Source organism: Candidatus Binatia bacterium, from assembly GCA_036493895.1.
Classification (GTDB): Bacteria; Desulfobacterota; Binatia; order UBA1149; family CAITLU01; genus DATNBU01.
In genome coordinates this window covers 25,173-46,055 of the sequence record DASXOZ010000011.1, presented here as the reverse complement: position 1 = coordinate 46,055, position 20,883 = coordinate 25,173, and the positions used below count along the sequence as shown (strand labels likewise).

General features: G+C 67.1%; 21 protein-coding genes. 13 read left to right on the top strand and 8 right to left on the bottom strand.

Going from position 1 to position 20,883, the window contains the following annotated elements:
* Window positions 1–12: 12 nt before the first annotated feature.
* Genes VGK20_01770 through VGK20_01755 form a run of 4 tightly spaced genes read right to left on the bottom strand, consistent with a single transcriptional unit; the run spans window position 13 to window position 4,438 of the window.
* Complete coding sequence (locus VGK20_01770; GenBank protein HEY2772758.1) at window positions 13–1,605, bottom strand: hypothetical protein; 1,593 nt, start codon at window positions 1,603–1,605, stop codon at window positions 13–15.
* Window positions 1,602–2,831, bottom strand: a complete 1,230-nt coding sequence (locus VGK20_01765; protein HEY2772757.1) for an MFS transporter — start codon at window positions 2,829–2,831, stop codon at window positions 1,602–1,604. The genes VGK20_01770 and VGK20_01765 overlap by 4 nt, the downstream gene beginning before the upstream one ends.
* Window positions 2,828–3,622 carry an enoyl-CoA hydratase-related protein gene (locus tag VGK20_01760; protein HEY2772756.1) on the bottom strand — a complete coding sequence of 265 codons (795 nt, stop codon included), beginning with the start codon at window positions 3,620–3,622 and terminating at the stop codon, window positions 2,828–2,830. Before VGK20_01760 ends, VGK20_01765 begins: the two co-directional genes overlap by 4 nt.
* Before the next feature lie 30 nt (window positions 3,623–3,652).
* Window positions 3,653–4,438: an SDR family oxidoreductase gene (locus VGK20_01755; GenBank protein ID HEY2772755.1), complete on the bottom strand. Its 786-nt coding sequence runs from the start codon at window positions 4,436–4,438 to the stop codon at window positions 3,653–3,655.
* Window positions 4,439–4,708: 270 nt separating this feature from the next.
* On the opposite strand from VGK20_01755, the gene VGK20_01750 reads away from it, so the two are divergent.
* From VGK20_01750 to VGK20_01735, 4 genes are all read left to right on the top strand, one after another.
* Window positions 4,709–5,680 carry a Rieske 2Fe-2S domain-containing protein gene (locus VGK20_01750; protein ID HEY2772754.1) on the top strand — a complete coding sequence of 324 codons (972 nt, stop codon included), beginning with the start codon at window positions 4,709–4,711 and terminating at the stop codon, window positions 5,678–5,680.
* Between the two features lie 9 nt (window positions 5,681–5,689).
* Complete coding sequence (locus VGK20_01745) at window positions 5,690–7,486, top strand: FAD-dependent oxidoreductase (GenBank protein ID HEY2772753.1); 1,797 nt, start codon at window positions 5,690–5,692, stop codon at window positions 7,484–7,486.
* Window positions 7,487–7,695: 209 nt separating this feature from the next.
* Window positions 7,696–8,136, top strand: coding sequence for a hypothetical protein (locus VGK20_01740; GenBank protein ID HEY2772752.1), 441 nt, complete (start codon window positions 7,696–7,698; stop codon window positions 8,134–8,136).
* Window positions 8,129–8,761 (top strand): choice-of-anchor V domain-containing protein, encoded by a 633-nt coding sequence (locus VGK20_01735; GenBank protein HEY2772751.1) that lies wholly within the window; start codon window positions 8,129–8,131, stop codon window positions 8,759–8,761. The genes VGK20_01740 and VGK20_01735 overlap by 8 nt, the downstream gene beginning before the upstream one ends.
* 16 nt (window positions 8,762–8,777) lie before the next feature.
* On the opposite strand, the gene VGK20_01730 is transcribed toward VGK20_01735, so the two are convergent.
* Window positions 8,778–9,545, bottom strand: a complete 768-nt coding sequence (locus tag VGK20_01730; GenBank protein ID HEY2772750.1) for an NAD kinase — start codon at window positions 9,543–9,545, stop codon at window positions 8,778–8,780.
* A gap of 160 nt (window positions 9,546–9,705) precedes the next feature.
* Between VGK20_01730 and VGK20_01725 the strand changes: the two genes are divergently transcribed.
* From VGK20_01725 to mtgA, 3 genes are read left to right on the top strand one after another with little or no spacing between them, the layout of a single operon-like run.
* Window positions 9,706–10,374 (top strand): 2-hydroxychromene-2-carboxylate isomerase, encoded by a 669-nt coding sequence (locus tag VGK20_01725; GenBank protein ID HEY2772749.1) that lies wholly within the window; start codon window positions 9,706–9,708, stop codon window positions 10,372–10,374.
* 31 nt (window positions 10,375–10,405) lie between these two features.
* Window positions 10,406–11,182 carry an SDR family NAD(P)-dependent oxidoreductase gene (locus VGK20_01720; GenBank protein ID HEY2772748.1) on the top strand — a complete coding sequence of 259 codons (777 nt, stop codon included), beginning with the start codon at window positions 10,406–10,408 and terminating at the stop codon, window positions 11,180–11,182.
* A 25-nt stretch (window positions 11,183–11,207) separates the two neighbouring features.
* A complete protein-coding gene (gene mtgA, locus VGK20_01715; GenBank protein HEY2772747.1) occupies window positions 11,208–11,903 on the top strand; it encodes a monofunctional biosynthetic peptidoglycan transglycosylase in 696 nt (231 codons plus the stop codon).
* Here mtgA and VGK20_01710 read toward each other — a convergent pair.
* Window positions 11,869–13,092 (bottom strand): SDR family NAD(P)-dependent oxidoreductase, encoded by a 1,224-nt coding sequence (locus VGK20_01710; GenBank protein HEY2772746.1) that lies wholly within the window; start codon window positions 13,090–13,092, stop codon window positions 11,869–11,871. The two genes, mtgA and VGK20_01710, sit on opposite strands and share 35 nt — an antisense overlap.
* A 134-nt stretch (window positions 13,093–13,226) precedes the next feature.
* Between VGK20_01710 and VGK20_01705 the strand changes: the two genes are divergently transcribed.
* Window positions 13,227–14,063 carry an SDR family oxidoreductase gene (locus tag VGK20_01705; protein ID HEY2772745.1) on the top strand — a complete coding sequence of 279 codons (837 nt, stop codon included), beginning with the start codon at window positions 13,227–13,229 and terminating at the stop codon, window positions 14,061–14,063.
* Window positions 14,064–14,108: 45 nt separating this feature from the next.
* Here the strand turns inward: VGK20_01705 and VGK20_01700 are convergent, their stop codons facing one another.
* Complete coding sequence (locus VGK20_01700; GenBank protein HEY2772744.1) at window positions 14,109–15,113, bottom strand: LLM class F420-dependent oxidoreductase; 1,005 nt, start codon at window positions 15,111–15,113, stop codon at window positions 14,109–14,111.
* Window positions 15,113–15,784 (bottom strand): O-methyltransferase, encoded by a 672-nt coding sequence (locus tag VGK20_01695; GenBank protein HEY2772743.1) that lies wholly within the window; start codon window positions 15,782–15,784, stop codon window positions 15,113–15,115. Before VGK20_01695 ends, VGK20_01700 begins: the two co-directional genes overlap by 1 nt.
* A gap of 159 nt (window positions 15,785–15,943) precedes the next feature.
* On the opposite strand from VGK20_01695, the gene VGK20_01690 reads away from it, so the two are divergent.
* The 5 genes from VGK20_01690 (at window position 15,944) to VGK20_01670 (ending at window position 20,849) form a co-directional block, all read left to right on the top strand.
* Complete coding sequence (locus tag VGK20_01690) at window positions 15,944–16,366, top strand: nuclear transport factor 2 family protein (GenBank protein ID HEY2772742.1); 423 nt, start codon at window positions 15,944–15,946, stop codon at window positions 16,364–16,366.
* Window positions 16,363–17,481: a homogentisate 1,2-dioxygenase gene (locus VGK20_01685; protein ID HEY2772741.1), complete on the top strand. Its 1,119-nt coding sequence runs from the start codon at window positions 16,363–16,365 to the stop codon at window positions 17,479–17,481. The genes VGK20_01690 and VGK20_01685 overlap by 4 nt, the downstream gene beginning before the upstream one ends.
* A gap of 8 nt (window positions 17,482–17,489) precedes the next feature.
* A complete protein-coding gene (locus tag VGK20_01680) occupies window positions 17,490–18,764 on the top strand; it encodes an alpha/beta hydrolase (protein HEY2772740.1) in 1,275 nt (424 codons plus the stop codon).
* A 34-nt stretch (window positions 18,765–18,798) separates the two neighbouring features.
* Window positions 18,799–19,269: a VOC family protein gene (locus tag VGK20_01675; protein HEY2772739.1), complete on the top strand. Its 471-nt coding sequence runs from the start codon at window positions 18,799–18,801 to the stop codon at window positions 19,267–19,269.
* A gap of 341 nt (window positions 19,270–19,610) precedes the next feature.
* The gene (locus VGK20_01670; protein ID HEY2772738.1) at window positions 19,611–20,849 is read left to right on the top strand and encodes an LLM class flavin-dependent oxidoreductase; all 1,239 of its coding nucleotides are present in this window, start codon (window positions 19,611–19,613) and stop codon (window positions 20,847–20,849) included.
* The last annotated feature ends 34 nt before the right edge of the window (window positions 20,850–20,883 follow it).

The window sequence follows — 20,883 nt, the reverse complement described above, 5'->3', positions numbered from 1 at the left end:
GAGTCACGAAGCTCAGAATATCTCGAGGGAATCGAAGAGCCCGGCCACCCACTCGTCGCCGGCACCGAGGCGGCACTGCGCGATGCCGAAGGTCCAGCGCGCGAAACGACCTTCGCCGAGAGGACGCCAGACCGGCACTCGCGCGATGATGCGGGCCTCCCGCAGCGGCGCCGCGAGCTCCGGGATCGTGCGGATGACGGCCGTCCCGTCTTCCGCGTCGCAGATCTCGAGCGTGTCGTCGCGGACCGCCACGATCATCGTCTCGTCTGCCGCCGCGGCGAACACGCGCACCCGCGAGGCATCGCCGCCGCGACGTCCGCCGCGATCGGTGAATGCGACGGCGCCGATGTCCATGCGGCGCCCGTCGAAGACGACATGCCCGTGGAGCCTTCCGTGCTTTTCCGCGCTCGCCTCGTACGAAAGCTCCACCTGCGCGTCGACCAGCTCGGCACGAGACAGTCCCGCTTCCAGGTCGAGGTAAGCGTCGTGCGTCGGGTAACGGATGAAGGGAGCGCGAATCGAAATGCGGATGCGACCGGCGTCCGGGGACGAAACCCACGACGCGCCTTCGAGCGAGTAGTGACCCGCGCGCCCGTCCCAGTCCCCTTCGCCGACGAGCAGCATCATCGTCCCGTCGGCGAACACGAAGCAGAAGCGCGCCGCCATCGAATGGGCCGACGTCGCCTCGACGCCGCAGAACAGCGCTGCGCTGCCATCGCGCTGCAGCACGGCCTGCAGCGAAAACCCGCGCTCGAGCGGCGCCGCGGGTTCTTCTTCGCCGATCGGTGCCTCCAGCCAGTTTCGCGCCGGAGCCACCGGCAAGCGGCCCGACCCGGCGCGCGGCTCGAGCGCAGCCACTATCGCGTCGATGCAGGCGTCGCGCCTCCAACCCGGCCAGCGCAGCGCAATGCCCAGCTCGAGCTGCGCCGCATCGACGCGGCCGCCGAGCGAAAGACGCGCCAGGCGCGCAACCAGCGCATCCTCATGGTCGTGATGACGGCCGCTGAAGAGCTGGGCAGCGTTGTCGCGACCACTGGCCGCATAGCGCCGCCCGATCGACGCCGTCAGCTGGCGCGCAGCCATTTCGTGTTCGAGATCGGCGATCGTTCCTTCGAAGCGGCCGCGCGAGAGCGTCGGATGCCGTCCGGAAAGCCGCGGGCCCCGACGCCGAAGGCCGACGCCGACGTCGCAGCAGGCAAGAACCATGTTCCAGCCGTGCACGAACAGCACCAAGGGGACCTCGCCGCCGGCGCCCGCCGCATCGATCGCAGTCAAAAGCAGCGCGAGCACCTCGGGCGCCTTCGCGGCAAGATGGGAAATCCGGTTGAGGTCGATCTCGTTGCGATCGAGGCCGCCGTTGATGATCGCGTGCGCGCCCAGGCGCTCGGCCAGGTGCGCGGCCATCTCGGCGGTGTAGAGATCGTTGACGCTGTCACCGCGCCGGATCGGGCGAAGCCTGCGCCCGCCGTGCGGCGCGACGACGATGATGGGCCGGTGTCCTTCGCGCAGCGTCAGGTAGCGGGGAACCGCGACCTGCGCGGCCCACGATACCGGCGCCGTGCCAGCACCCGAGGTCTTCGGCGGATGCAGCGGGTCGAGGCTCACGACGGTGTACGCGCCCTGACGACGCGCGCGGCGAACATCGCGCTCAGCGAGGCAAGAAGCACGCCGAGCAGCGGCGCAAGCAGCGCGGCGCGCAGGCTCCCGGTGCGGTCCGAGAGAAATCCTACGAGGAAAGGCCCGAGCGCGGCGCCGATTCCGCTCAGAAAAAACACGTGCACTGCGAAGACGAGCCCACGGCGGCGCGCCGGGACGATCTCGGCGACCTGGCTTTGCAGGCTCGGAAAAGCCGCGAAGATCGCGAAAGGCCCGAGAACGGCGCACGTCATCAGCAGCGGGTGCGGAACGTCGAGAAGCGCGACGCCGAACAGCGGCACGGCCGCCAGCGACGCGAGCGCGGCGACCGACAGCTGTCCGGCCACGCGCCGCTTGCGATAACGGTCGCCGAGGCGGCCCCCGGCAATGCTGCCGGCCACACCGCCGAAAAGCTGCGCGATGCCGAAGATCCCCGCGACGCTTCCGACGTCGAACTGGAGATCGCGGACGAAATACGTCGGCGCCCACGTGATCCATCCCGTCGCCGCTGCAATCAGCAGGGTTCCGGTCAGCCAGACGGCCAGCAGACGGACGTCGCCGAGAGCGCCGCGGATGATCGAAACGGGAGGATCGTGCGCCAGCGCGACTTCGCTGCCGCTTCGCGCCGGCTCCTCCATCATCAGCAGCAGCGGAAGCACGAGCAGGCCCGCGCCTCCGTAAAGAAGAAAGACGCTGCGCCAGCCGAGGTGGGCGACCAGCGGGCCGCCGAGCCCGATCCCGAGGCCGCTGCCGACCGCCGTGGAAGCACCGAACATTCCGATCGCATTCCCCTGACGCTCGGTGGGGAACGCATCGGTGAGCAGCGACATCGCGCAGGGATACAGCGAAGCCTCGCCGATTCCCGTGACGAAGCGCGCAGCGAACAAGGACCAGAAGTCGTGCGCGAAAGCGCCGGCAGCGGTCGCCACGCTCCAGCACACCAGCCCGAACAGGATGACGCGGCGGCGGCTGCTCCGGTCGGCGAGAAATCCGAAGAGAAACGCCGACAGCGCGTAGATCAGCGAAAAGGCCAGGCCGCCGACGAGGCCGAGCTGGGTATCGGTGAGGGCAAGATCGGCCTTGATCGCGGGAACCAGGATCGGGACGACCTGGCGGTCGGCCCAGTTGACGGTGTTGACCAGCGTCAGCGTCAGCAGCACGAAGCCGGGCCCGCCGCGCCAGCCGGCGCGCGTCATCGGTAGAACTTCTTTCGATCCGGCTTCTGCTTTGCGCCGAAGGCGCGGCCGAGCTCCCTGCTCTCGTCGCTGCGGTAGTAGTTCGGCGTCAGCAGGTCGAGCGCGACGCGCGAAAGGCCGGCAACACCGCCGTGGCGCGCGTGGAACGAGGCCTTGATCGCTGCCAGCGCCTGGGGCCCGCGATCGGCCAGCTCCTCGCAGATCTCGACGACTCGCGCGCGAAGCTTTTCGGGCTCGACGACTTCGTTGATGAGCCCCATCGCGAGCGCCTCGGCCGCTGCGTACTTGCGATTGAGCATCCAGATCTCTTTCGCCTTCTTGCGGCCGACGGCTTCCTCGAGGTACCAGGTGCCGAAGCCGGCATCGAAGCTGCCCATCATCGGCCCGACCTGGCGGAAGGTCGCCGCAGTGGACGCGATCGTCAGATCGCACATCAGCGCGAGCACGTTGCCGCCTCCGACGGCGAAACCGGCGACCATCGCGACGATGGGTTTCGGCACCTTGTCGATCAGGTCGTAGAGGTCGGTGACGGGGAAGACGTTGCCGTAGTGGATGCGGTCGTCGTGATCCGCCTCACCGCCGTGATCGTGGTCGCCGCCGATGCAGAAGAAGCGGGTTCCCGCGCCCGTCAGCACGATGCTGCGCACGTCGGCGTCCCGGCGGGCCTGCTCGAGCGCGTCGATCAGCTCGCGCACGGTCTGCACGCGGAATGCGTTGCCCTTGGCTTCGCGATTGATCGTGACCCACGCGATGCCGCCGGAGTTCTCCACGAGGATGTCGTCGTATCCCATCGCGCCGCTCTCTACAGCAGGTACCGCCTTCTAGTCGAACCGCGGCGTCCCCGTCCGGGCATTCACCCCGCCGTCGACGACAACGACGGCGCCGGTCACGTAAGAGGCTTCGTCGCTGGCGAGGAACGTCGCGACTGCAGCGATCTCCTCCGGCTCGCCGATGCGACGTGCGGGAATCTGTCGCGAGAACGCGTCGACCCCGCCCGGAATCGCACCGAGCCATGCATGCAGCGGCGGCGTCGAGATCGGCCCGGGGCAGATGCAGTTGATGCGCACGCCGTAACCGGCGTTCTCGACGGCAGCGGTCTTGGTCAGGTTGATCACGGCGGCCTTGGCCGCGCCGTAGGCACCGAGCATCACCTCGCCGCCGAGACCCGCTCCCGACGAAATGTTGAGGATGCTGCCCGAGCGCTGGGCAGTCATGCGCCCGAGTGCCGCGCGAAGCCCGAAGAAGACTCCGTCGAGCGTTACCGACATCACGCGGCGCCAGTCGGCATCGGTAGTTGCCAGGATCGGCGCACCATGGGGGGCGGCCGCGTTGTTCATCAGGATGTCGATGCGCCCGAAGTGGCTGACGGCATCGTCGATCAGGGCATCGACTTCGGCGGAGACCGCGACGTCCACGGTGCGCGCCACCGCAAGGCCCCCCGATGCGACGATCTCCGCCGCCGCAGCTTCGGCGCTCGCTGCCTGCAGGTCGCCGACGACGACCGCGGCGCCTTCGCGCGCGAAGCGCAGGGCCGTGGCCCTTCCGATGCCGGACCCGGCACCGGTAACCACCGCGACTTTTCCCTCCAGGCACCGACGCGCTGTCATCGCCTCTCCTCCTTGTCCCTCTTGGTCTGCTTGTCCCGCTCGTCCCGGTTTCATTGCCAGATCCGCCGCCGGCCGGTCCCCCGGCCTGCCCCCGCCCCGTCGGCGGCTGCGCGCCGCATGGTAGCCGCGCCGCCCGCCCCTTGCACGGGCACTGGAACACGTTCTATATGGGCGAAATCCGGGGTCCGACGCCAGCTATCCACCGAGGCGTGATTGCGCACGTGGCCGCTGGTGCCTGACCCCACGTATCTGCCCCGGAGGTTCATCGCGATGGCCCGATTTCCGTTCGGCATCCCCAACAGCTGGTACCAGGTCTGCTATTCGGACGAGCTTGCCAAAGGCGAAGTGAAGACCGTCCACTACCTCGGCCGCGACATCGTGCTGTTCCGCGGCGAAGACGGAAAAGCCGGGGCCTTCGAGCCGTTCTGCCCTCACCTCGGCGCCCACTTCGGGTATGGCGGAAAAGTCGAAGGCAACCGCCTCGTCTGTCCCTTCCACAGCTGGCAGTTCGATACCGGCGGCACCTGCCGCCACATCCCGTACACCGACAAGATTCCCGCCAAGGCGCGCGCCGGCGCCTACCCGGTGCTCGAGCACAGCGGGCTCGTGTTCGTCTGGTACCACGCCGAAGGCGCGGCGCCCGATTTCGAGATCCCGGCGATCGAGTACTTCGGCGCCGACGACTGGACCTCCAGCTACGACAAATACTCCTGGGACGTCCGCACGCATCCCCAGGACATCATGGAGAACGCGATCGACTGGCCCCACTTCAACTTCGTGCACCTGATGGACGCGCCGAAGAATCGCTCCCACGAATTCCACCAGCACATGTTCAAGTGGGCGATCTGGACGCGCAAGGACGTGCAGACGATGGGCGGCGTCAGCGACGACTTCAACATCCAGGCGCAGAACTGGGGGCTCGGGTTCGACTGGCTGATCTACTCCGGGATGTTCACGACGGTGATCGTCGCAGGGCTCACGCCGGTCGACGACGAGATCACGCGCATCCATTTCGGCGTGATCGGCAAGAAGGACGGCCGCAGCGAAGACGAGACGCGCGCGCTGCTCAAGCTGTACATGGACGACCAGTCGCTGGCGATCCAGCAGGACTTCCAGATCTGGGAACACAAGGGATTCCAGGCGCGGCCGGCCCTTTGCGAATCCGACGGCCCGATCGGGGAGTACCGCCAGTGGACGCGGCAGTTCTACTCGGCGCCGACCGGCGCCGCCGCTGCAGCCTGAGATCGGCGCGTGAACGACGACAGCTCCGCAGCAGGGGGCGCGCCGCCGGCGCGTCCGGGAATTTCTCGCCGTGACTTTCTGAGGCTCGCGGGCGTGGCCGCCGCCGGTGCCGGCGCCGCTACGCTGCCGGGCGTGCGCGAGGCCCGCGCCGCCGACAAGCTCAAGTTCGACCAGGAAGTGGACGTCGTCGTCGTCGGCAGCGGCGCGGCGGGATCGGTCGCGGCGCTGTTCGCGCACGAGGCCGGTGCGTCGGTGGCCCTCGTCGAGAAGGCCCTGCTGTTCGGCGGCACGACGTCGAAGTCCGGCGGAGTCTACTGGATCCCGAACAACCGCTTCCTGCGCGAGCGCGGCGTCGAAGAGCCTCGCGACAAGACGATCGCGAAGATGGCGCGCTTTTCGTATCCCCAGCTCTTTCGCGCCGACGACAAGACGCTCGGCCTCTCCCAGCTCCAGTACGACCTTCTCAAAGCCCTCTACGACAACGGCCCCGTCGTCGTCGACGAGCTCGAGAACATGAAAGCGCTGATCTCGCAGCCGGCCGACATGCCGCCGTTCGGCGCGATGCCCGATTACTTCGAAGAAGCCGTCGACGACATCACGCCGGTGGACCGGCGCCTGTGGGCGAAAAAACCCGACGGCTCGTTCGGGCTCGGCGACGAGATGGTCCGCCAGCTCAGGGCCGCGATCGACTCGCGCAAGATCGCGACGCTGATGGGCCACCGTGTCGTGACGATCCTTCGCAACCACGCCGGCGAGGTCGTCGGCATCGAGGCGGAAAAGATCGACAAGACGATCGTGCGGCTTCGCGCCAAAAAAGGCGTCGTGTTCGGAAGCGGCGGCTTCACGCAGAATCGCGAGCTGACCACGGCGTTCCAGCCCGGACCGATCTTCGGCGGCTGCGCGGTGCCGACCAACGAAGGCGACTTCGTCTACATGGCCACCGCCGCAGGAGCGCGCCTCGGCAACATGAGCTCGGCGTGGCGCGCCGAGATCGTGCTCGAGCAGGCGCTGCAGTTCTCGAGCACTCCCGACGACGTCTTCATGCCGCCGGGCGACTCGATGGTCCTCGTCAACCGCTACGGGCGCCGCGTCGTCAACGAATGCTCGAACTACAACGAGCGCACGCGCGTGCATTTTGCGTGGGATCCTTCGCGGCACGAATGGCCGAACATGCTGATGCTGATGGTTTACGACCAGCGCAGCGCCGAGTTGTTCGGCGGACGTTTCCCGATCCCGCCGGCCGGAACCCAGGCACCGTACGTGATCACCGGTGCCAACCCCCAGGAGCTGGCCGACGCGATCGACCAGCGTCTGCTGAGGCTCGCGCCGAAGACCGGCGGCGTACGGCTCGACGAAGGGTTCGCCGCAACGCTGTCGACGACCTTCAAGCGCTACAACGAGTTTGCCGGCCACGGCATCGACGTCGACTTCCATCGCGGCGAGAAACTCTACGACCGCCTCTGGTTCTCGCACGTCTGGTCGTATCCGAACCAGGGCACCTCGCAGGCAATCGGCCAGACGCTCAATCCGACGATGCATCCGATCGACCCGACCGGTCACCTGTACGCGATCATCCTTGCGGCCGGGACGCTCGACACCAACGGCGGTCCGGCGACCAGCGCGAGCGCGCAGGTGCTCGGCGCCGACGGCGAGCCGATCGCGGGCCTGTACGGTGCCGGCAACTGCATCGCGTCGCCGACCGGCCAGTACTACTACGGCGGCGGCGGCACCCTCGGACCGGCGATCACGTTCGCGATGCTCGCAGGAAAGGGCGCGGCGGCCGCGCCGGTCAAGGAAATCGACTGAACCCGCCAGGGCGCCCGACTTCCGGCCCTGCGCCGGACTGCTCGCTCCTTCGCTCCCACTCGGCGGGAAGCGCCGGTGACCTTCTTCCGGTCGTCGTCTGGCTGCATGCGCGCGGCGGCGACGCCGGCGGCGGACTTGGCGACGCGCGCACCCTGGCTGGAAGCGAGCCGGACATCTTCGCGCTGCAGGCCGCGCGTCCCTGCAACCCGATGCAGAGCAACCTTCGCTCGTCGGATTCCTACGCCGGATTTTCGTGGTACCTCGGCGACGATCACGAGCGGCCCGAAGCGGCGAGCTTCGCCGATGCGATCGGCGAGGTCGAAAATTTCGTCCTCGCGCTCGAGCGCCCGTTCGTGCTCGGCGGCGACGGGCAAGGCGGCGTGCTCTCGACGACGCTTGCGCTGTTCGCGCCGCCGCGGCTGCTCGCGGTGATCGCGCGCCGCGGGGCCATTGCAAACGTAGACGGATGGGACATGCCGCTGGAGAGTCTTGCCGGCATCGACTTCGTCATCGACGATGTCACCGTTCACGCGCGCGACCGCAGCGCGTCGATTCTCGAACAGCGCGACGCGCGCGTGGTCGGCGTCGCGGATCTCGCTGGCGGAGTGACCGCATGGCTGCGGGGCTTTGCGGAGCATCCGAATGGCTGATGCCCGGCTCGCCGGCCGGCGGAGCGCGCGCGCCGCACGCATTGCACTGCTGGTCGCATCCATGCTGGTGCTGCGAGCGAGCAACACGTTCGCCGCCTCGGCCGGTCCTCAGCCGGCGGTGACGGGTGCGCCCGCAATCGCCGGCCAGGCCGCCGAGAGCCTGTGCATCCAGTGCCACAACCAGTTCCCCGCCAACCCTGACGGCGACGGCTCGATCACCATCGACGGGGTGCCGCCGAAGTACGAGCCCGGCAAGACGTACACGCTGACGGTGCACCTGGCGCACAAGGATGCGAAAGTGCTGCGCTGGGGCTTCCAGATGACGGCGATCGCGATGAGCGACGGCTCGGGCGCCGGCGAATTCTCGTCCGACGGTGCGACGACGCAGGTGCTCCCGGCGGCGATGGGGACGCGGTCCTACATCGAGCACAACTACGGAGGCACGGCGATCGGCCAGACCGGCGGCACGTCATGGACGTTCGATTGGAAAGCGCCGGCCGCCAGGATCGGCCGCATCGGGTTCTTCGCCGCCGGAAACTGCGCCAACGCCGACGGCTCCAACCAGGGAGACCGGATCTACACGCATTCGCCGGCGCCGATCGCCGAGACCAGCGCCGGAAGCTGACGGCGACGCCGCCGGGCTACGGGATGAACTGTTCCTTGAGGATGCGCTCTTCGAGCGCGTGCTCGGGATCGAAGAGCATCTGCAGCGTCACGTCGCGGTTCTCGCAGATCTGGACGTCGACGACGTCGCGCACCTCGGTCGTGTCCGCCGTGACACTGACCGGGCGGTGACCGGGATCGAGAACCTCGAAGTGCACCGAAACCTCGCGCGGCAGGATCGCGCCGCGCCACAGCCGCGGACGGAACGCGCTGATCGGCGTCAGCGCGAGCACGTTGGAGCCGACCGGCAGGATCGGCCCGTGCGCAGAAAGATTGTACGCGGTGCTGCCGGCCGGCGTTGCCACCAGCACTCCGTCGCAGATCAATTCGGCCAGGCGCACGCGGCCGTCGATCGAAACGCGGATCTTGGCGGCCTGGCGGGTCTGGCGCAGCAGCGCGACCTCGTTGATCGCGACCGCGTCCACGAGAACGCCGTTGCGGCAGCTGGCATGCATCGACAACGGGTGAATCGATGCCGAAACCGCGCCGCGGATGCGCTCGACGAGGTCGTCCTCGCTGTAATCGTTCAGCAGGAAGCCGACCGTCCCCTTGTTCATGCCGTAAATCGGCGTGCAGCGCCGGAGCTGGCCGTGCAGGGCCTCGAGCATGAACCCGTCGCCGCCGAGGGCGACGACCACGTCGGCCTCCCCGACCGCGACGCCGCCGTAGCGCGCCACCAGGCGCGCCTTCGCCTCGCGCGCTTCGGGAGTCGTCGAGGCCACGAATGCGAGTTTTTCGCGCGGCATCGGCCGACCATAGCCGCGCACCGTCGCGATGGCCACAGCGGGCCGCGGCCCGCTTCCCTCTCGCTGGTTGGGAACGCGCGGGCGTCGTGGCAACATCTGCGGCCTGCTGGACCCCCTGCCCTTTTCGTCGCAGGATCTTCGAATCCGCCGCAGAAATCGCATGGCCAACCTCGAATTCTTCTACGACTGCTCGAGCCCCTGGACCTACCTTGCGTTCCACCGCATCGAGGAAGTGACGGCCAGCGCCGGAGCCACGCTCGTGTGGAGGCCGATCCTCGTCGGCGGCGTGTTCAACGCGGTCAACCAGAGCGTCTACGAGCAGCGCCGCAGCCCCGTCATGCCGAAGCTGCGCTGGTACGTGAAGGACCTGCAGGACTGGGCGTCCTTGTACGGGCTGCGCATCGGCCAGCCGGCGGTTTTCCCCGTGAGCAGCGTCAAGGCGATGCGCGCGGCCCTGGTCGCGAATCGAACCGGCCTCTTGCCGCTGTGGTCACGCCGCGTCTTCGAAGCCTACTGGGGAGATCTGCGCGATATTTCGCGCGACGACGTGCTCGCGGACATCGCCGCGGGAATCGGGCTGGACGCCGCAGCGTTGCTTGCCGCCGCGGCCGATCCGGCAGTCAAGGACGAGCTGCGTTCCAATACCGAGGAGTTGATCGCGCGCGGCGGCTTCGGCTCGCCGACGATGTTCATCGACGGCGACGACATGTATTTCGGCAACGATCGCCTGGTGCTCGTCGAGCACGCGCTGGCCAAAAAGAACGACAAAAACAGCGGCAAAAACAGCGGCAGGAAGAGCGACCAGAAATCAGCGGCCGCCGCCAGCTGACGGCAACGGCGCCCGCGGAGACAATATCCGGATGAAGAACCTGTTTTCGATCGAAGGAAAGACGGCGCTGGTCACCGGCGGCTCGCGCGGCATCGGCCTGATGATCGCGCGCGGCTATGTCGAGGCCGGCGCGCGCGTCTACGTCGCGTCGCGCAAGCAGCAGGCCTGCGACGAAGTGGCCGCCGAGCTGAACGCCGCGGGGCCGGGCACGTGCATTGCGATCGCCGGCGACATCAGCACCGAAGACGGCGTCAAGGCTCTCGCGTCCGGGCTTTCGTCGCGGGAACAGAAGCTGCACGTCCTCGTCAACAACGCGGGGACCAACTGGGGAGCGTCACTGGAAGATTACAGCGACGATGCCTTCCAGAAAGTGCTCGCGACCAACGTCAAATCGGTGTTCAACCTGACTCGTGAGCTGCTGCCGCTTCTCCGCAACGCTGCGACCAAGGAAGATCCGGCGCGAGTAATCAACATCGGCTCGATCGACGGCATCCACGTGCCGGTGCTCGAGACGTACGCGTACTCGGCCAGCAAGGCGGCGGTGCATCACCTGACCCGCAGCCTGGCCAAGCGCCTGGCGTCCGAGAACATCACCGTCAACGCGGTGGCGCCGGGTCCTTTCCAGAGCAAGATGATGAAGGAAACCCTCGAGCGCTTCGGAGACATGATCGTCGCCCAGGTGCCGCGCGGACGCATCGGCGAACCCGAGGACATGGCCGGCGTCGCGATCTATCTCGCATCCCGCGCCGGAGCGTACGTCACCGGCGCCGTCATCCCGGTCGACGGCGGAATGGCGACCTGCGCCTGAGCTCCGGCCGGCTGCGTCGCCTCGATTGCTGCTGCTGATCCTCAGGCTGACGCTCGCATTCGTCGCGACGGTGGTCGTCATCGTCGCGGTGCTGGCCGTGGTGCCGCCGCCGCTGACGGCGTTCATGGTCGAGGACAGCATCCATCGCGGCGGATGGATCGACTACCGCTGGACTTCGCACACCGGGATCGCGCCTCTTTGCCTGGTCGCAATGGTCGCCGCCGAAGACCAGAGGTTTGCCGAGCATTCCGGCTTCGATTTCCAGGCCATCGAGAGCGCCGCAAAGCACAACAGCCGCGGCGGCAGCGTGCGCGGGGCGAGCACGATCTCCCAGCAAGTGGCCAAGAACCTCTTCCTGTGGCCCGACCGAAGCTGGCTGCGCAAGGCGCTGGAAGCGCCGCTTACCGTGATCGTCGAGAAGATCTGGACGAAGCGGCGCATCCTCGACGTCTACGCGAACGTCGCCGAGCTGGGCGACGGCATCTACGGGATCGGCGCGGCCTCACGGCACTATTTCTCGAAGACGCCGGGACAGCTCACTGCGCCCGAGTGCGCGCTGCTCGCAGCCGTTCTTCCCGATCCGGAGAGCTTCCGGGCCGATGCGCCGTCGCCCTTCGTGCGCCATCGACAGCAGTGGATTCTGCGTCAGATGGACGCGCTCGGCGGCACCGCGTGGCTCAGGCGCATCAACGCATCGCCGCCGGCGTCTGGCCCTCCATGAAATCGCTCGCGATGCAGACCATCAGCGTGCGCGGCACGAAACGGCTGGCGTTGGCGCGGATCCCGTTCAGCCAGCCCGTGACCACCGACGGCTGCTTGCCGAGCGCATCGAGCGCAGTCTCGACGACCGACTGAGGGCTCTCGTCGGCGCCGGGATTCTGCCGCGCCTCGCCGGCCACCTGCTCGAACTCGGTGGCCACCGGCCCGGGCTGGACCACGAGCACGTCGACGCCACGGTCGCGAACCTCGGCCCACAGCGCCTCGCCGAGAAGCAGCTCGAAACCCTTGGTCGCCGAGTAGAGGCCGTGGAATGGAACCGGCTGGCGCCCTGCAACCGAGCCGGTGATGATGATGGCGCCGCGCCCCCGCGACAGCATCGACGGAAGCAGGCGCGCAGCGAGCGTGACGTTGGCCGTGCAGTTGAGCGCGATCATCTGCTTCAGGCGCGAAAGCTCCTGCTTCTCGAAGCGCCCCGCGTAACCGACTCCCGCATTGCTGACGAGAAGCCCGACGTCGAGGTCGGCCACCGCGTCGGCAAGCTCGTCCGGTCCGGCATCGCTTGCGAGGTCCACTTCGACGATGCGCGTATCGACTCCGCTCGACGCCTTCAGCTCTTCGGCCAGCGTCTCGAGACGGTCGCCGCGGCGTGCGGCCAGCACGCAGGAGACACCGCGGGCCGCCAGCGCACGTGCGAATTCGAGGCCGATGCCGGCCGTGGCGCCGGTAACGACGGCCCAGCGGCCGTAGCGCTGCACGAAGTCCACCGGATTTTCGCGGAACGCGTCGCGGGAGCGCCAGATTGCGCACGCAAGCAGCGCAAAAACCGCGCCCGAGACGATACCCATCAGCCACCCGCGAAACCCGCCGACATAGAGGATCGGCCAGACCAGCATCCCGAACGCCATCTGGCCGACGTAGAGCGCCGCCCACGGCCGCAGCCAGCGGCGCATGCGCCAGAACCCGTAGAGCGCGACCGCGTAGACGAGAAAATGAAGGGTGTCGCCGACCTTGGCGGCCCATCCCGTGAAGATGATGCCGAACCAGACGTCCTGGTCCCTGGCCAGCGGCTTTACGAAAATGTCCCACGGCGAATAAAGGAAGACGTGGAACGCCGCGAACAGCATCAGCGCATTCATCCACGTTGGACGCTGCGCGAGACGATGCCTGAGCCAGCTCGTGAAACGTTGCATGTGTTTTCCTCCGGTTCGGGGCGCACCTTAACACAGGCGCCGGCCTCGTCACGCGGCCTTGCGCTCTGGACTCCGCTTCGGTTCGCAACTAAGAATCGCGGCTCGAACGCAATATTCCCAAGGCAGGACACGACATGGCAGGACGTCTGGAAGGCAAAGTTGCGGTGATCACCGGCGGCGGCAGCGGCATCGGCCGCGATACCGTCCTTCGATTCCTGGCCGAAGGCGCAAAAGTCGTCGCCAGCGACATCAACGACCGCACTCTGGCCGAAACGCTCGAGCTGGCGGCAGGCCAGGGCTTCCGCGCCAGCGTCGTCGCACAAAGGACCGACGTGGCCGACGAAGCCGAAGTCTCGGCAATGATCGAGAAGGCCCGCTCCCAGTTCGGCCGCCTCGACGTCGTCTTCAACAATGCCGGTTACCCGGGCGCTCTCGGCAAGATCGACAAAATCGACGCCGCCGCTTGGGACAAGACGTTTTCCGTGCTCGTGCGCGGCGTGTTCCTCGGCATGAAGCACGGAGCGCGCGTGATGCTCGAGCAGGGCCAGGGCGGCTGCCTTCTGAGTACCGGCTCGGTTGCCGGCCTGAGCGGAGGCTGCGGACCGGTGGCCTACACCGCGTGCAAGGCTGCCGTCATCAACATGACGCGCGCGGTGGCGGTCCAGCTGGCAAGGAACAACATCCGCGCCAACACGATCTGCCCCGGGGGCATCAACACGCCGCTGGTCCACCGCGGAAACGAGGAAGCGATGGACGGCGTCATGGCGGCCTCGCAGCCGATGAAGACGGCCGGGCGCGCGACCGACATCGCCGGCGCAGCCGTGTTCCTGGCCAGCGACGACGCGCGCTTCGTCACCGGCATCGAGCTGGTGGTCGACGGCGGGCTTACCGCGGCCGGGCCGAACATCTACAAGGGCGAGTTCGAGAAGGCGTTCCCGAGCGGCATGGACGAAGGCACGTCGCGCGCCTAGCGTCCTCGGCCGCAGGTGCAACGCGCCCGCGGCCGAGGACTCCAGCTACATCGCCGCTGCCAGCGCGCGCAGTGCGTTCGGATCCTGGGTTCCCGCCAGCAGCTTCGTCACCGGGCTCTTCTTCCAGGCCTCGAGCCTTTCCTTGATGCGTCCCGGCGGGCCGACCAGGGAAATCTCGTCGGCAAGCTGGTCTGGCACCGCGTCGGCCGCCTCGGCGCGCTTTCCTTCGAGGAAGAGGCGCTGCACTTCGGTGACCTCGGCCTCGAAGCCCATGCGTCCCATGATGTTCATGTGGAAGTTCTTGTCCTTGGCGCCCATGCCGCCGATGTAGAACGCGAGCATCCACTTGACCGGGATGAGGCAGCTCGCGACGTCGTCGCCGACGACGACCTGCGCAGTGCACGCGATCTCGAAGCCCGGCTTTACGAGCGACAGCGACTCGGCGTACACCTCCGGCCGGTACGGCGAGAAGAACAGCGGCAGCCAGCCGTCGGCGATCTCGGTGGCCATCCTGACGTTCTTCGGGCCTTCGGCGCCGAGATAGATCGGGATGCGCTCGCGCAGCGGGTGCGTGATCGATTTCAGCGGCTTGCCTAGACCCACCGAGCCGGGGCCGCCATACGGAAGCTGGTAGTACTTGCCTTCGTAGGTAACCGGCCCCTCGCGCTTCCAGATCGCGCGCAGGATCTCGATGAACTCGCGCGTGCGGGTAAAAGGCTTCGCGAACGGCATCCCGTACCAGCCCTCGACCACTTGCGGCCCGGACACGCCGATTCCGAGGATCAGCCGCCCGCCCGACATGTGATCGATGGTAGTTGCCGTCATCGCGACGCAAGCGGGCGTGCGCGCGGAAATCTGGCAGACGCCGGTCCCGAGCTTGATCCGCGACGTGTGGGCGCCGATCCAGCAAAGCGGAGAAAACGCGTCGGACCCGTACGCTTCGGCCGTCCACACCGACTCGAAGCCCAGGCTCTCGGCAAGTTGCGCGTGCGTGACGAAATCCCAGGGACCGCCGCCCTGCCAATAGCCGACCATCAATCCCAGCTCCATCAGTGGCCTCCCTTCTTGCGGATCATCGAAAGACCGTCGCCGATCGTCAGCATTGCAACCTCGACACGCGAGTCGGACGCGACGAAGTCGTTGAACGCGCGGATCGCTTCGACGTCTTCGCCTGCCATCGTCGGATCGGCCACGGTTCCCATCCACAGCACGTTGTCGACGAGAATGACGCCGCCCGGTCTCAGGCGCTCGAGGATCTCTTCGTAGTAGGTCCGGTAGCCGCCCTTGTCGGCATCGATGAACGCGAGGTCCCAGACAGGATCGGCCGGAAGCGCGGCGAGGGTCTCGCCGGCAGGAGCGATCTTCAGCTCGATGCGTCCGGCGACGCCGGCCTTTTCCCAGTGGCGACGTCCGATCGAGGTCCACTCTTCGCTGATGTCGCAGCACAGCAGCTTGCCGCCTTCGGGCAGGGCGCGCGCGAAGCACAGCGCGGAGTAACCGGTGAAAGTGCCGACCTCGATGATGCGGCGAGCGCCGATCGCGCGCGCGAACAGCTCCATGAACGCGCCCTGCTCCGGCGAGATCTGCATGATCGAAATGAACCCCAGGCCCTCCGTCTCGGCGATGAGCGAGCGCTGCACTTCGTCGACCGCGGCGCTGTGGTCGACGACGTACTTCTGGATCCGGGGAGTCAGGTGAAAGGCTTTCGGAGTTTCCGACATGGACTGGTCTCCTCGCGCTCGTCCTTCGGGCCGCGGCGCGGCTGCCCCAACGATGTCGAGGAGTTCCGGGCCGGGTCTAGAACATGTTCTTGCTTCGGGCGGCGCGCTGAGGGTAGCATCGGCGCCCGTCCAAGCCACTCGACAGGAGCAGAGCAGCACATGGCATCCACCCCCGAAGCGAACAAGAAGCTGATCCGCGATTATTTCGACGCGGTCTCCAGCGGAGCCAGCGACAAGGTCGTCGCCGCCTTCGCCGACGACGTCACCTGGTGGGTGCCGCCTTCGTCGCCGATGGCCGGTACTTACAAAGGAAAGGACGCCGTGCTCGGCATGTTCGCCAAGGGCGTGTCGCTGTATGCGCCCAAGCCGATGAAAATCGAGATCCTCGGCATGGTCGCCGACGAGCACAAGGTCGCCGTCGAAGTGCACATCTGCGCGACGACCGCCAAAGGCGCCGACTACTCGAACTTCTACCATTTCCTGTTCGAGGTTCGCGGCGGCCCGGGCGAAGCGGATCGCAAGATCGCAGGCGTCAAGGAGTACGTGGACACGCTCTACGCACAAAGGACCCTGTTCTCGTGAAGTCCTGGATCCACCTGAGCAAGGGCGAAGTTCCGAAGCAGGCCCACGTGCGGGTTCCGTCGGGCCTGAAGGAAGAGGAGATCGGGCGCGGAGGCTTCCAGGGCCGAGTGGCCGAAATGTACCGCCGCAACGAGCCGACGGCGTGGACCCGGGTCGAGGGCGATTTCGCGCCGCTGGACCTGGACGGCCAGAAGATCGACGCCGACGATCGCAGCGACTCGCGCGGGCGCCCCACGCGCTGTTTCTACAACGACGACCTGGTGATCTCGGTGAGCCGCCGCAGCGAGCCGATGCCGTACTGGTACCGCAATGCCGACGGCGATGAGATCTGGTTCACCCACCGCGGCGAAGGCGTGGTCGAAACCGAGTTCGGACCCCTGGATTTCAAGCCCGGCGACTACATCGTGCTCCCGAAGGGTGTCACTTTTCGAGTCGTTCCGTCGACCCGCGACAACTACTTCCTGCATCTGGAAAGCAGCGGCGAGGTGACGCTGGCCGAGCACACGCTGCTCGGGCGCCACAACCCCTACGATCCGACCGTTCTCGGCATCCCTGAGCCCACGGCCTACGCCAACGACGGCCGCGCCGAATACGAAGTGCGCGTCAAGCGCTGCGGCGCGTTCACGTCGTTCTTCTACGCGCACCATCCTCTCGACGTCGTCGGCTGGAAGGGAGACCTGTTTCCGTTCCGTTTCCACAACCTCGACTTCCGCGCGGTGGTGAGCGACCGCAACCACGTGCCGCCGACGGCGTTCGCGTTGTTCCAGGGAACGGGCTGGGTGATCTGCAACTTCGTGCCGCGGCCGGCGGAGATGGAGCGCGGTACCGCGCGGCTTCCGTACTACCACCGCAACATGGACTACGACGAGATCGGGTTCCTGCACGACGGCACGATGATGGGAGCGCCGATGCTGCGCGCCACCTTCATGGTGCATCCGCGCGGCTCCGTGCACGGCCCGGGCGAAGAGGCGCGCGCGATGGCCGAGCAGCACTGGGACGCGATTTCGTACTACGACCTGCAGGCGGTCAACATCGACGCGGTAAAGCCGCTTGCCATCGCCCCCGAAGCTCGCGCGACGGCACGCAGCGCCGTGCAGCTCATCCAGGGCGGGTGAACGCGGCCGTGGCGATCCAGCTCCTTCGCTATCCCCAGCTCGGGCCCAGCCTGTGGTCCTTCGACTCGCTGCCTTCGGGCGTGACGATCGAAAACATTCCGCTGCTGGCCCAGGACCGAGGCGAGTCGCACGGCGTACTCTACACGCGAGGCGGCGAGCGCACCGTCGTCTGCATGATGCATCCGCGCGGCGACATGAGCCGCCACTACGCGATTCCGGCGCTGCTCGACGCAGGTTACGCGGCGTTCGGCCAGGCCGGACGCTGGGTCAACAACGACATCGGCCTGATTCACGAGATGCTGATCACCGACATCGCCGCTTCGATGCGCGAGCTGAAGAAGCGCGGCTTCGAGCGCATCGTGCTGCTCGGCAACAGCGGCGGCGGCGCGCTGTACACGTTCTACCAGTCCCAGGCAGCCACGGCGCCGCCGGATCGACTGACGACGACCGCTGCCGGCGACCCCTACGACCTCAATGCCTTCGAGATGCCCGTTGCCGACGGCATCGTGCAGCTCGCCACGCATCTCGGGCAGGGCGCGCTGATGCTGACGTGCATCGACCCTTCCGTGATCCGCGAGGACGGGCCGCTGTCGGTCGATCCCGGCCTCGACATGTTCAACCCGGACAACGGCTTTCGGGAACCCGACGCTTCGAGCAGCTACAGCGAGGAGTTCCTCGCGCGCTACCGCTCCGCGCAGCGAGGTCGCGTCGCCCGGGTCGACGCGATCGCACGCAGCTACATCGAGGTGCAGCGCCACCACCAGCGAGAAATGGGCGACGAGGCCTTCGAGGGCCTGAGCCTCAAGCAGAAGCAGTTCGTCTGGCGTCGCGCCTTCTGCGGGCGTTTCATGGAGATCCACCGCACCGAGGCCAATCCGGCGTATTGCGACCTTTCGCTGCACGCGTCCGAGCGCGACTACGGGTCATTTTTCTCGCCGCGGCCCGACATCTTCAATTCGCTCGAGGCGGGCTTCGGCAAGATCCAGACGCCGCGCGCGTGGCTGTCGACCTGGTCCGGACTCTCGTCGCGCGCGTCCACGCTCGAGTGCATCCCGAAGATCCAGGCGCCGACGCTGGTCATCAGCTACACGAGCGACAACGTCGTGTGGATTTCGGACCTCGAGGCGGTCCATGCGGCTTCGGGGGCGCGCGACAAGCAGATGCACTACGTCGACGGCGACCACCTCGGGCTGCCTCCGAAGTGCAAGCCCGGCGCGACCGGACGAGCGGGCGCAATGAAGATCATCGCGGCGTGGCTGCGGGAGCGCTTCCCCGCGGCCTGAAGCGACCGTACCTGCGGCGGAGCAACCATCACCCATGGCAGTCGTTCGTTTCGGTCACATCGGCATCTGCGTCTCCGACTTGTCCCGGTCGGTTCCGTTCTATCGTGACCTGCTCGGCTTTCGCGCGATGACGCAGACGGATGTCCGCGGCGAGGATGCCGACCGGCTTCTCGGTCTTCGCGGCGTCGATCAGACCACCGTCTTCCTCGAGCGCGACGGCGTGCGCCTGGCGCTGTTCGAGTTCCGCGCGCCGAAGTCGCCGCCGCCGGATCCTCCGCGACAGATGAACCGCACGGGGCTGGCTGCGATCATGCTGCGCGTGGACGACCTGGACGCGACGCTCGCGAAGATGCGCGAGGCGTCGGTCACGGTGCTCGACTCGACGCGGACCGACTATCCCGCGTACGGCTCTCGCCTCGTGTTCGTCGCCGACCCCGACGGCACCCTGGTCGAGCTGGTAGAAATCCCCGGCGATCCCTACATCCCCTTCGGCAAGCCGCTCTGAATGGGGTCAGGCACCATTCCTGTGGTGCCTGACCCCATTCCTGTGGTGCCTGACCCCATTCTTCTGGTGCCTGACCCCATTCCTCTGGTGCCTGACCCCATTCCTGTGGTGCCTGACCCCATTCCTCTGGTGCCTGACCCCATTCCTGTGGTGCCTGACCCCATTCCTCTGGTGCCTGACCCCATTCAAGCAATGGCATAGTGCCTGTCCCCAACCGCGTCGCTCGGGACGCGCGCGGGCTGGAAACGGCCGGGGAGCGCAGGTAGAACACGTTCCAGCCGCCCCCGGCGCAGCCTGTCTTACGGTGCGGCCGCGGCAATCGCCCCGCGAGGAGACCAATCTTGAAGCTCGACCTGTTCGCGATGCCCACCATTCCGTCCACCAACGAGGAGCGCAGCTCGCTGCGGCCGATCGGGCGCAACACCGAGCGCTACCAGATGATGCTCGAGGAGCTGCGACGCCTGGTCATCCACGCCGACGAGCTCGGCGTCGACGCGTTCTCGACCACCGAGCACCACTTCCACACCGAAGGCGGCGAGGTCTCGGTCAACCCGGTGCTGCTGTACGCGGACTTCGCGGCGCGCACCAAGCAAATTACATTCGCGCCGATGTCGGTGGTGCTGCCGACGGCCGATCCGATCCGCGTTGCCGAAGACATCGCGATCCTCGACCAGCTCACCAAGGGCCGCGTCGCGGTCGCGTTCGCGCGTGGCTACCAGAAGAAGTGGATGAAAGTGCTAGGCCAAGGTGCCGAGTCGGCGACCGGCATGGGCGACAAGGGCGACGCCGCCAACCGCGACGTGTACGACGAGAAGCTCGAGATCGTGCAGAAGGCCTGGACCGAGGACTGCTTCTCGTACGACGGGCAACACTACAAGGTTCCCTTCCCTTTCTCCGGAATCGACGGCTGGGCGGCTCCGGAGTGGACGCGCAAGTACGGAGCGCCCGGCGAGATCGACGACAACGGCGTGATTCGCAAGATCGGCGTCGTGCCGAGGCCGTACCAGCACCCTCATCCTCCGATCTGGGCGCCGTTTACTCTGTCGGAAAAATCACTGATCGACTGCGCCCGTCGCGGGATCCTCCCGTGGATCTTCGAAGCTTCGCCGCAGGGCTTCCAGAAGTGGGCGAAGCTCTACCAGAGCGAAGCGGCCAAGGCGGGCCACGACCTGAAGCTCGGGCAGAGGCTCGGTGCCGTGCGCGCGATCACGATCGGCAAGACGCGCGAAGAGGCCTTCGAGCTGGCCGCGCGCACGACCGGGTACGAGTACCACCACTATTTCAACCTGTTCGGTTTCGGCGAAGTGTTCCGCACTCCAGACGACGACAAGGCGATCATGCCGCTGAAGTTCAAGGACGAGCACGCGGCGACGCAGAGGATGATCGACCGCGGCTACCAGCTCTGCGGCACCATCGACGACGTCAAGAAGCAGCTTGCCGCACTGGTCAAGTGCCACGGCGATGGAGACCTCGAGTGGATCTCGTGGAACTTCTTCTACCAGGGCACGGTGCCGATGGACGTGCAGGCCGAGCAGCTCGAGCTGTTCGTCACCAAGGTGCTTCCGGAGTTCCACTACTAGGAATGAGGACAGGCACTATTCCTGTGGTGCCTGA

What these genes read in the sequence shown, in the direction of transcription:
- VGK20_01690 (HEY2772742.1), top strand. Translation starts at nt 15,944, where the DNA reads ATGGCATCCACCCCCGAAGCGAACAAGAAGCTGATCCGCGATTATTTC.
- VGK20_01695 (HEY2772743.1), bottom strand. Translation starts at nt 15,784, where the DNA reads ATGTCGGAAACTCCGAAAGCCTTTCACCTGACTCCCCGGATCCAGAAG.
- VGK20_01700 (HEY2772744.1), bottom strand. Translation starts at nt 15,113, where the DNA reads ATGGAGCTGGGATTGATGGTCGGCTATTGGCAGGGCGGCGGTCCCTGG.
- VGK20_01730 (HEY2772750.1), bottom strand. Translation starts at nt 9,545, where the DNA reads ATGCCGCGCGAAAAACTCGCATTCGTGGCCTCGACGACTCCCGAAGCG.
- VGK20_01725 (HEY2772749.1), top strand. Translation starts at nt 9,706, where the DNA reads ATGGCCAACCTCGAATTCTTCTACGACTGCTCGAGCCCCTGGACCTAC.
- VGK20_01720 (HEY2772748.1), top strand. Translation starts at nt 10,406, where the DNA reads ATGAAGAACCTGTTTTCGATCGAAGGAAAGACGGCGCTGGTCACCGGC.
- VGK20_01750 (HEY2772754.1), top strand. Translation starts at nt 4,709, where the DNA reads ATGGCCCGATTTCCGTTCGGCATCCCCAACAGCTGGTACCAGGTCTGC.
- VGK20_01705 (HEY2772745.1), top strand. Translation starts at nt 13,227, where the DNA reads ATGGCAGGACGTCTGGAAGGCAAAGTTGCGGTGATCACCGGCGGCGGC.
- VGK20_01765 (HEY2772757.1), bottom strand. Translation starts at nt 2,831, where the DNA reads ATGACGCGCGCCGGCTGGCGCGGCGGGCCCGGCTTCGTGCTGCTGACG.
- VGK20_01760 (HEY2772756.1), bottom strand. Translation starts at nt 3,622, where the DNA reads ATGGGATACGACGACATCCTCGTGGAGAACTCCGGCGGCATCGCGTGG.
- VGK20_01675 (HEY2772739.1), top strand. Translation starts at nt 18,799, where the DNA reads ATGGCAGTCGTTCGTTTCGGTCACATCGGCATCTGCGTCTCCGACTTG.
- VGK20_01735 (HEY2772751.1), top strand. Translation starts at nt 8,129, where the DNA reads ATGGCTGATGCCCGGCTCGCCGGCCGGCGGAGCGCGCGCGCCGCACGC.
- VGK20_01740 (HEY2772752.1), top strand. Translation starts at nt 7,696, where the DNA reads ATGCAGAGCAACCTTCGCTCGTCGGATTCCTACGCCGGATTTTCGTGG.
- VGK20_01710 (HEY2772746.1), bottom strand. Translation starts at nt 13,092, where the DNA reads ATGCAACGTTTCACGAGCTGGCTCAGGCATCGTCTCGCGCAGCGTCCA.
- VGK20_01755 (HEY2772755.1), bottom strand. Translation starts at nt 4,438, where the DNA reads ATGACAGCGCGTCGGTGCCTGGAGGGAAAAGTCGCGGTGGTTACCGGT.